This is a genomic window from Vibrio sp. 10N.247.311.49 (assembly GCF_041467655.1).
Lineage (GTDB): Bacteria > Pseudomonadota > Gammaproteobacteria > Enterobacterales > Vibrionaceae > Vibrio > Vibrio crassostreae_C.
The window spans coordinates 11,879-25,803 of the sequence record NZ_JBFSVA010000029.1; the positions used below are offsets into that span (position 1 = coordinate 11,879).

The 13,925-nt window shown below is 45.3% G+C and carries 15 protein-coding genes; 13 read left to right on the top strand and 2 right to left on the bottom strand.

The window, feature by feature from the left end; genetic code table 11:
• Nucleotides 1-77 precede the first annotated feature (77 nt).
• The 6 genes from truA (at nt 78) to purF (ending at nt 5,958) form a co-directional block, all read left to right on the top strand.
• The gene (gene truA, locus AB6E54_RS20105; protein WP_004734161.1) at nt 78-872 is read left to right on the top strand and encodes a tRNA pseudouridine(38-40) synthase TruA; all 795 of its coding nucleotides are present in this window, start codon (nt 78-80) and stop codon (nt 870-872) included.
• Nucleotides 873-1,048: 176 nt separating this feature from the next.
• Nucleotides 1,049-1,975, top strand: a complete 927-nt coding sequence (gene accD / locus AB6E54_RS20110; RefSeq protein WP_017062348.1) for an acetyl-CoA carboxylase, carboxyltransferase subunit beta — start codon at nt 1,049-1,051, stop codon at nt 1,973-1,975.
• Between the two features lie 42 nt (nt 1,976-2,017).
• A complete protein-coding gene (gene folC, locus AB6E54_RS20115) occupies nt 2,018-3,280 on the top strand; it encodes a bifunctional tetrahydrofolate synthase/dihydrofolate synthase (RefSeq protein WP_102332531.1) in 1,263 nt (420 codons plus the stop codon).
• Nucleotides 3,281-3,856, top strand: a complete 576-nt coding sequence (locus AB6E54_RS20120; protein WP_017063432.1) for an SPOR domain-containing protein — start codon at nt 3,281-3,283, stop codon at nt 3,854-3,856. It abuts the gene before it with no gap.
• A 61-nt stretch (nt 3,857-3,917) separates the two neighbouring features.
• Entirely contained in the window at nt 3,918-4,409 is a 492-nt protein-coding gene (locus tag AB6E54_RS20125) for a CvpA family protein (protein WP_009848678.1), read from the top strand.
• A gap of 34 nt (nt 4,410-4,443) precedes the next feature.
• A complete protein-coding gene (gene purF / locus AB6E54_RS20130; RefSeq protein WP_017062345.1) occupies nt 4,444-5,958 on the top strand; it encodes an amidophosphoribosyltransferase in 1,515 nt (504 codons plus the stop codon).
• Between the two features lie 100 nt (nt 5,959-6,058).
• On the opposite strand, the gene AB6E54_RS20135 is transcribed toward purF, so the two are convergent.
• Entirely contained in the window at nt 6,059-6,934 is an 876-nt protein-coding gene (locus AB6E54_RS20135; RefSeq protein ID WP_017062344.1) for a LysR family transcriptional regulator, read from the bottom strand.
• A 228-nt stretch (nt 6,935-7,162) separates the two neighbouring features.
• On the opposite strand from AB6E54_RS20135, the gene AB6E54_RS20140 reads away from it, so the two are divergent.
• From AB6E54_RS20140 to recR, 7 genes are all read left to right on the top strand, one after another.
• On the top strand, nt 7,163-8,266 hold the full coding sequence (locus tag AB6E54_RS20140) for a response regulator (protein ID WP_102428821.1): 1,104 nt from the start codon (nt 7,163-7,165) through the stop codon (nt 8,264-8,266).
• Between the two features lie 148 nt (nt 8,267-8,414).
• Nucleotides 8,415-8,552, top strand: coding sequence for a hypothetical protein (locus AB6E54_RS20145; protein ID WP_017067606.1), 138 nt, complete (start codon nt 8,415-8,417; stop codon nt 8,550-8,552).
• Between the two features lie 74 nt (nt 8,553-8,626).
• The gene (locus tag AB6E54_RS20150) at nt 8,627-8,998 is read left to right on the top strand and encodes a YbaN family protein (RefSeq protein ID WP_029225617.1); all 372 of its coding nucleotides are present in this window, start codon (nt 8,627-8,629) and stop codon (nt 8,996-8,998) included.
• Nucleotides 8,999-9,159: 161 nt separating this feature from the next.
• Nucleotides 9,160-9,705 (top strand): adenine phosphoribosyltransferase, encoded by a 546-nt coding sequence (apt, locus tag AB6E54_RS20155; RefSeq protein ID WP_017062340.1) that lies wholly within the window; start codon nt 9,160-9,162, stop codon nt 9,703-9,705.
• Nucleotides 9,706-9,723: 18 nt separating this feature from the next.
• Nucleotides 9,724-11,940: a DNA polymerase III subunit gamma/tau gene (dnaX, locus tag AB6E54_RS20160; RefSeq protein WP_372107091.1), complete on the top strand. Its 2,217-nt coding sequence runs from the start codon at nt 9,724-9,726 to the stop codon at nt 11,938-11,940.
• Nucleotides 11,941-12,092: 152 nt separating this feature from the next.
• Nucleotides 12,093-12,422 carry a YbaB/EbfC family nucleoid-associated protein gene (locus tag AB6E54_RS20165; RefSeq protein ID WP_017062338.1) on the top strand — a complete coding sequence of 110 codons (330 nt, stop codon included), beginning with the start codon at nt 12,093-12,095 and terminating at the stop codon, nt 12,420-12,422.
• Between the two features lie 78 nt (nt 12,423-12,500).
• Entirely contained in the window at nt 12,501-13,100 is a 600-nt protein-coding gene (gene recR, locus AB6E54_RS20170) for a recombination mediator RecR (RefSeq protein ID WP_019823189.1), read from the top strand.
• Between the two features lie 66 nt (nt 13,101-13,166).
• Here recR and aqpZ read toward each other — a convergent pair whose 3' ends face one another.
• Nucleotides 13,167-13,856, bottom strand: coding sequence for an aquaporin Z (aqpZ, locus tag AB6E54_RS20175; protein WP_017059390.1), 690 nt, complete (start codon nt 13,854-13,856; stop codon nt 13,167-13,169).
• Nucleotides 13,857-13,925: the final 69 nt, after the last annotated feature.

Consider the following 13,925-nt stretch of genomic DNA (forward strand, 5'->3'; position numbering starts at 1 on the left):
AGTTTTAGCCCCATCCTATTTGGGCTAGCACTGATTTCCGTATATAATTCTCGCCCATTTTCAAAGAGAACAAGAACATGAAAATTGCTTTAGGTATTGAATATAACGGTACCCACTACTTTGGTTGGCAGCGCCAACGAGACGTGAAAAGTGTCCAAGAAGAATTGGAAAAGGCTCTTTCAGTTGTCGCGAATCACCCTGTAGAAGTTATGTGCGCAGGTCGTACAGATGCCGGTGTTCACGGTACGGGACAAGTCGTTCACTTTGAAACTAATGTCGATCGTAAAATGGTGGCATGGACAATGGGCGCGAATGCCAACATGCCAAAAGATATTGCGGTTCGTTGGGCGACAGAAGTGAATGAGGATTTCCATGCTCGTTTCTCGGCTACTGCCCGCCGTTATCGCTACATTATCTTTAACCATGCACTACGCCCAGGCATTTTGAATTCAGGTGTGAGCCATTATCATGGTCATCTTGATGAGAAAAAAATGCATGAAGCGGGTCAGTACTTACTTGGTGAGAATGACTTCACTTCGTTCAGGGCAACACACTGTCAATCTCGTAGCCCATGGAGAAACATGATTCACTTGAACGTGACTCGTCATGGACACTACATTGTGATCGATATTAAAGCGAATGCGTTTGTTCACCACATGGTGAGGAATATTACGGGTAGCCTTATTGCCGTAGGTAAAGGTGAGCAGAAACCAGAGTGGATCCAGTGGCTTTTAGAAGCTAAAGATCGAAAAGTAGCCGGCGCAACTGCAAAAGCGGAAGGTTTGTATCTGGTGGATGTTGATTATCCTGAACATTTTGAGCTACCACGAGAGCCAATTGGTCCTCTATTTTTACCGGATAATTTGAACTAAATGTGAGACTTAGGTTCAAAAATTATTACGGTTTAGTGCGTAAGATAGTCCCAGAAAATAGGTACAACCAGTTTTTTATCTACAGTCGCTGTTTTATGTGCTTTAATTCCCACGCATAATTCCCAAATTTATTTCTTTCGCAATCAAGCGGAAGAATCGAAACAAAAAGGTCTTCCATGAGTTGGCTTGAAAAGATTTTAGAAAAAAGCAACATCGTAACATCTCGTAAAGCGTCTATCCCTGAGGGTGTTTGGACGAAATGTACTTCTTGTGAGCAGGTTCTGTACCATGCTGAACTAGAGCGTAACCTAGAAGTATGTCCAAAATGTGACCATCACATGCGCATGAAAGCACGTCGTCGTCTGGATACATTCCTAGACAAAGGTGAGCGTGTTGAACTAGGTGCTGATCTTGAGCCACAAGACAAGCTGAAGTTTAAAGACTCTAAGCGTTACAAAGAACGTATCTCTGCTGCTCAAAAGAACAGTGGTGAAACAGACGCATTAGTTGCAATGAAAGGCGAACTATTGGGTTTACCTATCGTAGCGTGTGCTTTTGAATTCTCATTCATGGGCGGCTCAATGGGTTCTGTTGTTGGTGCTCGTTTCGTGAAAGCGGTAGATGCTGCTATCGAGAACAACTGTGGTTTAGTGTGTTTCTCTGCAAGTGGTGGTGCTCGTATGCAAGAGGCATTGATGTCTCTAATGCAAATGGCGAAAACCAGTGCTGCGCTTGAGCGTTTATCTGCGAAAGGCCTACCGTTTGTTTCAGTTATGACTGATCCAACAATGGGTGGTGTTTCTGCAAGTTTGGCAATGCTTGGCGATATCAATATTGGTGAACCAAAAGCACTGATCGGTTTTGCTGGACGTCGTGTAATCGAACAAACGGTACGTGAAGACCTTCCTGAAGGTTTCCAACGCAGTGAGTTCCTACTAGACCACGGTGCTATCGACATGATTGTTGACCGTCGTGAGATGCGTCAGCGCGTTGCAAGCCTTGTTGCTAAAATGACCAACCAGCCTTCACCATTAGTAGTTTCTGTGAACGATTCACCGAATGAAGCTACTTATGAAGTACCAGAAGCGCCAGAAAAAGGGTAAAGTACCTTCTAACAAACCAACTTAATTATGGTTATGAGTTAGATGAGTCAACAACCTATTCCTCAAGCCACATCCTCTTTGGAGATGTGGCTTGATTATTTATCAAACATCCACATAAGCGCTATTGATCTTGGATTAGACCGAGTTCAGGCCGTCGCCTCTAAGGCAAACCTCACCAAACCTGCTCAACATGTTATTACTGTTGCCGGAACCAATGGCAAAGGCTCAACATGTGCACTGATGGAAGCGATTCTATTGGACGCTGGTTACTCAGTTGGTGTCTACAGCTCTCCTCACTTAATTCGCTATAACGAACGTGTTCGTATCAACGGCCAAGATCTATCTGATGAAAAGATGGTTCAGTCTTTCGATTTCATTGAGAAAGAGCGTGGCGAAATCAGCCTGAGTTTTTTCGAATATGGCACTTTAGCGGCGTTACGTGCATTTCAAACTGAAGCGGTTGATGTTGTGCTTTTAGAAGTGGGTTTAGGCGGGCGTTTAGACGCGACCAATATCGTTGAGCATGATGTTTCTGTGATTACTAGTTTGGCTGTCGACCATGTTGACTGGCTAGGTGATGACATCAATGTGATTGGTTTTGAGAAAGCGGGCATTTATCGTAGCGGTAAACCCGCTATCTGTGGTCAACCCAAGCCACCGGCTACGGTTGCAGCGCACGCTGATGACATTAAGGCTGAGTTCTACCAAGTCGGTATTCAATACACTTATGATGTTGACGGTGATACGTGGAACTGGCGCAGTGGTGCATTCCAACTAGAATCGCTACCTATTCCAAGCCTGCCGTTACCTAACGCTGCAACAGCGTTGATGGCATTGGGCACATCAGAGCTTAGTATTAGCGACGTGAACGTGGTTAACGGCATGAAGAATGCGCAGCTTCCTGGGCGTATGCAGCAAATTAGCGAACAACCGGTGATTGTGCTTGATGTAGCACACAACCCGCATTCTGCTGAGTACTTTGCGCAGCAAGTCGCGAAGAAGTATGCAGGCAAAAATTTACACGTTGTAGTCGCCATGCTTCATGACAAAGATATCCCCGCGACATTGGAAGTATTAGCTCCAATAACAACACATTGGTACCCAGCTTCGCTGAACGGCCCACGAGCCGCAACAGCCGCTGAATTGTGTCAAAGCTTACCTGAAGGTGTAGAGCGGTATTCAAACCCTGTTGTAGCGTTTGAAGCGGCTTTAGCTTCTGTTAAAGGTGACGATGTTGTGTTGGTTGTCGGTTCTTTCCATACAGTGGGTGAAGTGTTGGAGCATTGGCAGAAAAAAGGAAACTAAATGGCAAGTAAATTCCAAAGCCGGTTAGTCGGCACCATCATTTTAGTGGCCATTGGTGTGATTGTATTGCCCGATGTACTAGATGGTAAGAAGCTCCACTACAAAGAAGAGTTTGCAAGCATTCCAATTAAGCCTGAGCTTGATAGTAATGTTGAAGTGTTTGAAGTACTCGATCCCGTTGAAGATCAGATAGCGCTACCGGATTCTCCGGTTGAGCAAGTGGTTGAAAGTGGTCGTACTGATAATTCAAACACGCAAACCGCGTCTTCTTCTAATGATAAAGAAGCAGACAAAGTGGCAGTTGTGGTTAAGCCGGTACCTGAAAAAAATGAATACCAAGACAGTGCTTGGATTATTCAATTGATGGCTTTGAAGAATGCTGACAACGCAAAAAACGTTGTTAAGGATCTGCAAAAGCGCGGTTATCAGGCTCACACCAAGCAAGAAAAAACTTTTACGCGAGTAATTATTGGCCCGGATGTCTCTAAATCCAAACTTGAGCGACAAATTAAGGAATTAGAAAAAATTACGGGTTCAAAAGGCCAGTTGCTCAAATTTAAACCGTTAAATCCATAAGAAAACGTTTGCGTCAGCATTTTTTCTGTTAAAATGCGCGCCAACTTAAGATGAAGAATTCATGAATTGGTTAGATTTTGTCATTTTAGGCGTGATCGGCTTCTCTGCCGTGATCAGTTTAGTTCGTGGTTTCGCTAAAGAAGCCTTGTCACTCGTTATTTGGTTTGGAGCATTTTTTATTGCTAGCCAGTACTACGCTAAATTAGCGATGTACTTCACCAATATCGAAGATGAGATGTTTCGAAACGGAACTGCGATAGCAGCATTGTTTGTTGCAACGTTAGTTGTGGGTGCCTTAGTTAACTATGTCATCGGTCAACTAGTTCAGAAAACAGGCCTGTCAGGTACAGACAGAATCCTCGGTGTCGTCTTTGGTGGCTTACGTGGTGTTTTGATTGTTTCTGCAGTGTTGTTTTTCATGGATGCGTTTACTGCATTCCCAAGTTCTGAGTGGTGGAAGAATTCGCAATTGGTTCCAGAATTTAGTCGAATCATTGCGCCGTTCTTCGAGCATTTACAAGCAACATCTAGTTTCTTATCTGGCGCGCTCTAGCGCCAGTTAATGTCGAAAAATCGAGGATTAGGACATGTGTGGTATTGTTGGAATCGTGGGTTCAACACCTGTAAACCAGTCTATTTATGACGCTTTAACGGTATTGCAGCATCGTGGCCAAGATGCCGCTGGTATTTGTACCATAGAAAGCAATCGTTTCCGTCTGCGTAAGGCGAACGGTTTAGTAAAAGATGTTTTTGAAGCAAAACACATGCAGCGCCTACAAGGTGAAGTTGGTATTGGCCATGTTCGTTATCCTACTGCGGGTAGTTCAAGTGCGTCTGAAGCTCAGCCTTTCTACGTAAACTCTCCTTTTGGCATTACGTTGGCGCACAACGGTAACCTGACGAACGCAAACGAAGTTCGTGAGAAGTTGTTCGAAAAAGACCGTCGTCATGTAAACACAACCTCTGACTCTGAAGTTCTACTGAACGTATTAGCTCATGAGATCGATACTGTTAAAGGTAACGTAACTTCAGATGACGTTTTCCGCGCTGTGGCAAATGTGCATCGTACAATTCGTGGTGCTTACGCCGTAACGGCGATGATCATCGGCCACGGTATGATCGCATTCCGTGACCCACATGGTATTCGTCCATTGTGTCTTGGTAAGCGTGAAGTTCAAGGTAAAACAGAGTACATGGTTGCGTCTGAATCGGTAGCACTCGATGCTGTTGGTTTCGACTTCATGCGCGACGTAGCACCAGGTGAAGCTATCTACGCAACGTTTGACGGTGAGCTTTTCACTAAGCAATGTGCGGACAACCCACAACTAAACCCATGTATCTTTGAGTTTGTATACTTTGCACGCCCAGATTCATTCATCGACAAAATCTCGGTTTACAGCGCACGCGTTGAGATGGGTGAGATGCTTGGTATGCGTATTAAAGAAGAGTACGCAGACTTAGACATTGATGTAGTTATTCCAATCCCTGAAACATCAAACGATATTGCGCTACGAATCGCTCAAGCGATCAATAAGCCATACCGTCAAGGTTTCGTGAAAAACCGCTATGTTGGCCGCACATTCATCATGCCAGGTCAGCAACAACGTAAGAAGTCGGTTCGCCGTAAGCTCAACGCAATTCGCTCTGAATTTAAAGGTAAGAACGTTCTTCTGGTTGACGATTCTATCGTTCGCGGCACAACATCAGAGCAGATCATTGAGATGGCTCGTGATTCTGGCGCAAATAAGGTCTTCATGGTTTCAGCTGCTCCAGAGGTTCGCTTCCCTAACGTTTACGGCATTGATATGCCGAGCGCGACAGAGTTGATTGCTCATGGTCGTGATAACGAAACGATTTGTAAGCAGATTGGCGCAGACGCCTTGATTTTCCAAACGCTACCAGATCTGATTTCTGCAGTGGGCATGGGCAATCAAGACATCTCTCGTTTTGATACTTCTGTATTTAACGGCGAGTATGTAACGGGCGATATCGACCAAGTGTACCTAGATTTCCTAGACTCTTTGCGTAATGACGACTCAAAGGTTCAGCGTGAGATTCAACAAGATCTTGCTAACTTAGAGTTACACAACGAAGGCGCTTAACTAGCGTTTCGTTAGTCATACAGAGTTTCGCTAGCGATACAGAAAATAAAAAACCAGAGCATCGGCTCTGGTTTTTTGTTTATAGAGAAGGGGATTGACCTTAATGAATGTGGTATGCGATCACAAAATCAATAAACAATCTCACTTTCTCTGGTAGATGGTCTTTGTGGTTATAAAGCATGTAAATATCACGAGGGTTAGCGCTCCAGTCTTCTAAGACTTGCACTAAGCTGCCATCTTCAATGTATTCACGAATCATCACGTCAGGCATCAGGGTGATACCTAGGCCTTCTGAGCACGCTTGTCTTACGACATTAAGCGCATTGGCGTTGAAACGGCCTTTCTCGCTATTCACCACCGTCTCTTCATTCGAATTACTCAGCTGCCACTTAATCAGCGGGTAGCCTTTGAGTAGCGAATGGTTCGCTAGCTCTTCAGCATGGCTTGGAGCTGGGTTCTTCGCTAAGTACTCAGGGCTCGCGATAAGAATATCTTTGACTTCACTGATTTTTCGAGCGATTAGGCTTGAATCACGCTGAGGGCCGACTCGGAAAATTACGTCCCACTCCGTTGGATCCAGCTGATCCGCTTGGTTGTTCATCATCAGCTCAATATTGATATCAGGGTATTGAATCATGAATTCACTGAACATTGGCATCATCATGCGCTTGGTCAGGTTTGAGGGTGCCGTAATACGAATCTTACCGGAAGCGCCTTTGCACACGTCAGTTAACTCTTCTGCAGTAGAAGAGAGACGTTGCAACAGCGGAGAGCATTCATTGAAGAAACGTTCGCCTGCCTCTGTTAAAGAAAGTTTACGCGCGTGTCTATTGAGAAGCCTAAGGTTCAAAGAATCTTCTAAGGCTTGGATGCGTCGTGTGATGGTCGCAACCGGAATCATAGTCTTGCGCGATGTTGCGGTGTAGCTCCCATTTTCAACGACGAGTCGAAAGAGGTTTAAATCATCTAATTTCATAAATCCAGACACATTTGTTTACAATCTCATCTAATTTATACGTAACAGTGAGATCAATGTTTGCGTTACGTCAACTCGTTGCACTATTTACAAGTATTCCAACCCTCGTCACGAATTACCAGTAAAGAGTGCAAATTTGTGTATTTAGCATTTTATTACTAAGTTTTATATTAGTTCTTAGAACAGATAACAATAATAATTCGACTTAGTTTTGTGAGGTTATAGATTATGTACAAAACTCACAGTCAGCCAGTAATGACCTCGGCTCAGGAAGTAATTAACCAAAAATGCGTGATGTTGGTTGATGATGATCCTATTTTTCGCCGTATAACCAGCGCGTACCTAGACAAGGTCGGTTATAAAGTGGTTGAGGCTGAAAATGGACTGGACGCTTTGCAGAAACTTAGAGACTCAACGCCAGATTTAATTGTGTGTGACTTATCAATGCCAATACTTGATGGCATAGAGCTTGTGGAAGAGCTCAGTTTAGAGTACCCGTCACTGCCTATGATCGTTGTGTCTGGCACTGATGATATGTCTGACGTGGCGAAAGCCTTGCGATTTGGTATTAAAGACTTCTTGGCGAAGCCGTTAGAGGATCACCGTCACCTAGGAAGTGCGATTGCGAATACATTGACAGATTCGTTCGATAACATTTCAGACCAACGAGATTTTTCGAGCCAATGGTTCTGTGTGGATGATGGGGGAGAGATCCCTGAAGACCAAGAGCTGCATTGGCACCTGAATTACCTTCAAGATAACCCAAGCGCAGCAAAAGACTTACTGCATGCGCTGCTTCCAGAGAAAGATACGCGACAAGGCTCATGGCGTTGCAGTTACCGGTTACTGCAATCAACAGAGATGATGCCACTTGTGTTTGACTATGCGTGGATGATGAACGGGCAGTTTGCTTTTTACCTCGTCGATTCATCGTCGTCTGATAATGGCGGCTCCGCGACAACATTGTTAGTGAGAGCGCTGTTCCACGATTACATAAGAAACAGAAAAGATTTTAATGTTGATCTCAAAGATATTGCTGAAATCTTAGAGAAGGGGATTCGTTGCTCTAAATGCTCCACCCCAGTGAATGCCTTGTTTGGTGTTGCTGACCTTGCCGAGGGAACCATCTCCATTTTGCCTGCGGGTCTAGACGGGCAATGGTCGAATGGTGAATTGAATCAATATATTGCAGCAGGTGAGCGCTTGGGTGAGAACTGCAAGAAGAACTTTATTACGCGGGACCTTCCGATCGAACAGGGCTGCCAACTGTCGTTGAGCCTACTTGGAGCGGCAAGTTTTAGTTTAGACATACACCAAGGGTCTACTGATTAACCCTATATTTCCTCGGTTTTTGTGAATAATTGATTAAGGTATAGTTGCGCAAATGGTGTGGCTATGCCTTTTTTGTTAAATGTCGATTTAGCAAAGCGGGTTTGGTTCGCCGGATACTTACCTTCACTAACAAAAACAAGAAGCAATCATGGCAGATAACAAAGACTTTCAAGACCCGTTTAATGTATTCTACTTTTTAGGATTTTTAGCCGCATTTTTAATGATTCCATTGCTACCAGCAACACTTACGTTGATCCGCGTATTCAATGGTTACGCAACATTCTAGTTAAGCTGTCGTCGCCGATTGGTGATAGCTAACTCAAGGAGGCCACAATTAGCGTTCGAGTTTTAAGCCTCAATATTGCTGGTGGCCTTTGTATATTTCTCGCAGTTCTAGGGATAGTTTTGCCCGTTCTGCCAACCACTCCTTTTCTCCTTCTTGCCAGCGCATGCTTCATGCGAAGCAATCCGAAAGTTCATAAATGGATGCATGAGCACAAAACGCTGGGTCCTTTGCTGAACAATTGGTATCAACACGGTGCCGTCACCAAACAAGTTAAAACGCGTGGCGTATTCTTTATCTTGTTGAGTTTTGCGTTATCCATCTACTTTGCCCCTATCATTTGGGTCAAGGCTTTCCTAATTTGTGTACTTGTTATTCTTCTCACATGGTTTATGCGACTTCCAACCCATGAGTTGGTTGCTGACAGCAAAGAAAATCACTACCATTAAGCCAGTGTGCCTGCTTGTATAGCGGGCGTTTATTATTTCAGCAATCAGAGTTATGACTCTCGTTGCAATGAATACCAATCGTACCTTTCCTTAATTCCGAGCGTTGAAGTTTGATTCGTTAACGAGAGTTTGGAAAGCGGCCTAATGAAGTGCATAAGATTATGAACACAGAAAAAATCTCTCTGATCAAAGCAAGCATCAAAAGCATTCCTGATTACCCTAAAGCGGGTATTTTGTTCCGTGACGTAACAAGCTTGATGGAAGATCCAGTAGCTTACAAAGCGACTATCGACCTGCTAGCGGAAACATACAAGGACATGGGCTTTACTAAGATCGTTGGTACTGAAGCTCGTGGTTTCCTATTTGGTGCGCCTTTGGCACTTGAGCTAGGTGTTGGCTTCATTCCTGTTCGTAAGCCGGGCAAGCTGCCTCGTCAAACTGTGGCACAATCTTATGAGCTTGAGTACGGCACCGACACTCTAGAAATCCATACTGATGCTATCGTTGAAGGCGATAAAGTGTTGATGGTTGATGATTTGCTAGCAACGGGCGGTACGATTGAAGCAACAACAAAGTTGATTCGTCAGCTTGGTGGTGTGGTAGAACACGCTGCATTTGTTATTAACCTTCCAGAAATCGGTGGTGACAAGCGCTTACAAGGCTTAGGTCTAGAAGTGTTTAGCATCTGCGAATTCGACGGTCACTAATCCTTTTCGGAATTATTCATGAGCTATCTTGCGTTAGCGCGAAAATGGCGACCAACCAAATTCAAAGAAGTGGTTGGTCAAGCCCATGTTTTAACAGCATTAGAGAATGCCCTTAGCCAGAACAGGTTGCACCATGCATACCTGTTCAGCGGTACACGAGGTGTCGGTAAAACGACCATCGGCCGTTTGTTTGCTAAAGGGCTCAACTGTGAAACAGGCATTACCTCAACACCTTGTGGTGAATGTGCAACCTGTAAAGAAATCGATGAAGGTCGTTTTGTTGACCTACTTGAGATTGATGCGGCATCACGTACTAAGGTAGAAGATACCCGCGAGCTTCTGGACAATGTTCAGTACAAGCCTGCACGTGGTCGCTTCAAGGTTTACCTAATCGATGAAGTACACATGCTTTCTAGGCACAGCTTTAATGCGCTTCTAAAGACCTTAGAAGAGCCGCCTGAGTATGTGAAATTCTTGCTCGCAACAACGGATCCACAGAAGCTTCCAGTGACTATCTTGTCGCGTTGTTTGCAGTTCCACCTTAAGCCGATCAGCGTTGATAATATTCACGAGCAGCTCGATCATATTCTTGAACAAGAAGATGTGACGTCTGAGTCTCGTGCGCTTGGAATGATTGCTCATGCTGCTGATGGCAGTATGCGTGATGCACTAAGCCTTACAGACCAAGCTATCGCATTAGGTAACGGCAATGTCGTAACAGATACTGTTGCTCACATGCTAGGAACACTGGATACCGACCAAGCTATCCACTTGCTTGAAGCGATTAGCAGTAAGCAGCCACAGCAAGCGATGGCGTGTATCCAAAGCCTTGCTGAGAACGGTGTCGAGTGGGATGGTTTGCTGAATCAGCTTGCGACTCAACTGCATCGTCTTGCGATGTTCCAAGCTTTGCCATCTACACTAGATAAGGCACAGCCTGACGCTGAGAAGCTTGAACTACTGAGCAAAGCGCTTAGCCCACAAGACATTCAACTCTACTACCAGATCGTGTTGAAAGGTCGTGAAGACTTACCATTGTCGCCAACCGCTCGCGTTGGTATTGAGATGGTGGTTTTACGCATGTTGGCATTTAGACCAGCTGAACAAGCGGTTGCTACGGCAATCTCGACTCAGTCGGCAAGCCCAGCGCCAGTTCCAGCAGCTCAAGCTCAGAACGTTGCTCAGTCAGTGAGTCAACCTGCGCCAATGGCAGCTCCGAGACAGCCTAAGATGCAACAACAGGCGCCTCAACAGCAAGCTATGCAGCAGCCACCCGTGCAGCAGAATCCAGCACAGTATTCAGATTCGCAAGGTTACGCTGAACATTCAGGCAACCAAGGTTATCCTGAGCAGGATTACCCGCATAGCCAGTATGACGCGCCTCCTGCTTATGATGAGCGTCCAAGCTACGGTGCAGAGCAGCCTCAGCAGCAACAAACGAATTATCAAAACCAGAGCCCGGTTCAACAGCCAAGCGTTGCACCTTCTGCTCCGCAAGAGCAGCCGGCGCGTGCAACTTCGCCTGTGAGTGGTTTACGCCACCAATTACGTTCTCAACGTAGAGGCAGCGCGGCAACAGAAAACAAAGGCTCGGCGCCAAAAAAGGCTAAAGCGACACCAGCTAAAACTTCAGTTCTTGATCGAGTTGCTCAGCAACACGGTGGTTCTGAGCGGGTGTCGCCAGCTTCTTTATCAGCCTCTTCGACAGAAAATGTGACCAACGATAATGAACCTTATCGCTGGAAACCGTCTAAACCTGTAGTGAAAGAGGTGAGCAAAGAGCTTACACCTACTCAGATCAAGCGTGCGTTGGAGCATATTAAGACACCAGAAATGGTCGATAAATTGCTTCAAGAGTCGATTGCTCAAGATGAATGGTCAGCCACGATTCAAAAGCTAGAGACAGCCAAGCTTGTTGAACAGTTAGCATTGAACTCAGTGTTTGCTAAAAACGACACATCAATCACTTTAACGTTAAGAGCGAGCCAAGCTCATTTGAATACCGACCGTGCGCAGAGTGAGCTATTGCAGTCTCTCAATACTGTGCTTGGAGAAGAGTGTCATTTGAGTGTTGAAATCGGTGATGGTGGAGAAACGCCGCTAGAATTACGAGAACGACTGTATCAAGGTAAGTTGAAAGACGCGTTTACCGCTTTAGAAAACGATGCCAACGTACAGTTCATTGAAAGACGTTTTGCCGCTGAACTCGACAGAGACAGCGTTCGTCCTATCTAGAACGTTTTCTTGTTTAGTGACCGGCATATCATCCCAGATAAGCAAATCTGAGAACTGAACATCGAGGGGTTGAATCACACTGTTTTAACCCCCATTTAAGCTCGTATAGCTTAATTAATTTTAATAAACCAATTAGACCAGAGAGTATTAACATGTTTGGTAAAGGCGGTATGGGCAACATGATGAAGCAAGCCCAGCAAATGCAAGAGCGCATGCAAAAGCTTCAAGAAGAAATCGCAAATATGGAAGTTACAGGTGAGTCAGGTGCTGGCCTTGTAAAAGTAACGATCACTGGTAGCCACAGCGTTCGCCGTGTTGATATCGATGAAAGCCTAATGGAAGACGATAAAGAGATGCTTGAAGATCTTATCGCTGCTGCTTTCAACGATGCGGCTCGTCGCGTTGAAGAAACTCAAAAAGAGAAAATGGCTAGCGTAACTGGCGGAATGCAACTTCCACCAGGTATGAAGATGCCTTTCTAAGTAACTTATTCTTAAAGGTTAATTCAGGTGGTGGTTTGTGTTGAACAGGCTATTACCTGAACATTAGAACGGTTAAATATGCGTACCAGTCATATGCTGGAGCATTTGATGGAGGCCTTACGTTGTCTACCTGGGGTTGGCCCCAAGTCGGCGCAGCGTATGGCCTTTCATTTGTTACAGCGCGATAGAAAAGGCGGCCTACAGTTGGCTGAAGCTCTTAGCCAAGCAATGACCGAAATTGGTCACTGTAATGAGTGCCGTACTTTTACTGAAGAAGATACTTGCCACATTTGTACCAATCCTAAACGTCAGGAAAATGGTCAAATCTGTGTAGTAGAGAGCCCTGCAGACATTGCAGCTATCGAAGCAACTGGCCAATATTCAGGTCGTTACTTTGTATTGATGGGTCATCTTTCACCACTTGATGGTATTGGTCCAAGTGACATCGGTCTCGATGTTTTGGACTACCGCCTGCGTCGTGGTGATATCTCGGAAGTAATCCTAGCGACTAACCCAACAGTTGAAGGGGAAGCGACAGCGCACTACATTGCTGAGCTATGTAATGCCCATGAAGTGAACGCTAGCCGTATCGCTCATGGTGTTCCCGTTGGTGGTGAGCTAGAGCTGGTGGATGGCACCACGCTTTCGCACTCCTTACTCGGTCGTCATAAGATCTAAAAAAGCCGCTTGGTGAAGCATCACTAAGCGGCTTTTTCTTTTATTGCTTTAGACGTTTTTCAGCGCTTAATCTGAACCTCTCACCGCTTTGTATATCATCGCGCCAATCACGGCACCAATAATCGGTGCAATCCAGAATAGCCACAATTGCGAAACGGCCCAATCACCGACAAATACGGCTACACCAGTACTTCGCGCAGGATTCACCGAGGTATTGGTTACAGGGATACTGATAAGGTGAATTAGGGTCAAACAAAGACCAATTGCGATAGGTGCAAACCCAGCGGGTGCTTTCGAATCCGTCGCGCCCATAATCACGAATAGGAACACCATGGTCATGACCACTTCACAAACGAGAGCTGCTGTGAGCGAGTAGCCGCCCGGTGAGTGTTCACCATAACCATTTGAAGCAAAGCCAGATGCCGCAGCGTCAAAGCCTGCTTGGCCTGAAGCAATCACAAATAACACGCCGCCCGCGATAATACCGCCAATCACTTGGGCAATAATATAAGGCGCAACATCCTTGCCATCAAAGCGACCACCACTCCATAGACCGATGGTGACAGCAGGGTTGAGGTGGCAACCGGATATATGACCAATAGCGAAAGCCATAGTGAGTACGGTTAAACCAAAGGCAAGGGAAACTCCGAGTAGACCAATTCCCACATCAGGGAAAGCCGCGGCTAAGACGGCACTACCACAACCGCCTAACACCAACCAAAACGTACCGAACATTTCTGCGATATACTTATTCATAACTATCCTTATTAATCTTTACCAGTATCAATAAGATAGTTTAGTTCTATCAAAGTTGTGAAATCTTGG

Coding starts and splice junctions, on each gene's coding strand:
- folC (WP_102332531.1), top strand. CDS start 2,018: ATGAGTCAACAACCTATTCCTCAAGCCACATCCTCTTTGGAGATGTGG.
- aqpZ (WP_017059390.1), bottom strand. CDS start 13,856: ATGAATAAGTATATCGCAGAAATGTTCGGTACGTTTTGGTTGGTGTTA.
- truA (WP_004734161.1), top strand. CDS start 78: ATGAAAATTGCTTTAGGTATTGAATATAACGGTACCCACTACTTTGGT.
- AB6E54_RS20135 (WP_017062344.1), bottom strand. CDS start 6,934: ATGAAATTAGATGATTTAAACCTCTTTCGACTCGTCGTTGAAAATGGG.
- purF (WP_017062345.1), top strand. CDS start 4,444: ATGTGTGGTATTGTTGGAATCGTGGGTTCAACACCTGTAAACCAGTCT.
- AB6E54_RS20140 (WP_102428821.1), top strand. CDS start 7,163: ATGTACAAAACTCACAGTCAGCCAGTAATGACCTCGGCTCAGGAAGTA.
- AB6E54_RS20145 (WP_017067606.1), top strand. CDS start 8,415: ATGGCAGATAACAAAGACTTTCAAGACCCGTTTAATGTATTCTACTTT.
- AB6E54_RS20125 (WP_009848678.1), top strand. CDS start 3,918: ATGAATTGGTTAGATTTTGTCATTTTAGGCGTGATCGGCTTCTCTGCC.
- apt (WP_017062340.1), top strand. CDS start 9,160: ATGAACACAGAAAAAATCTCTCTGATCAAAGCAAGCATCAAAAGCATT.
- dnaX (WP_372107091.1), top strand. CDS start 9,724: ATGAGCTATCTTGCGTTAGCGCGAAAATGGCGACCAACCAAATTCAAA.
- AB6E54_RS20120 (WP_017063432.1), top strand. CDS start 3,281: ATGGCAAGTAAATTCCAAAGCCGGTTAGTCGGCACCATCATTTTAGTG.
- recR (WP_019823189.1), top strand. CDS start 12,501: ATGCGTACCAGTCATATGCTGGAGCATTTGATGGAGGCCTTACGTTGT.
- AB6E54_RS20165 (WP_017062338.1), top strand. CDS start 12,093: ATGTTTGGTAAAGGCGGTATGGGCAACATGATGAAGCAAGCCCAGCAA.
- accD (WP_017062348.1), top strand. CDS start 1,049: ATGAGTTGGCTTGAAAAGATTTTAGAAAAAAGCAACATCGTAACATCT.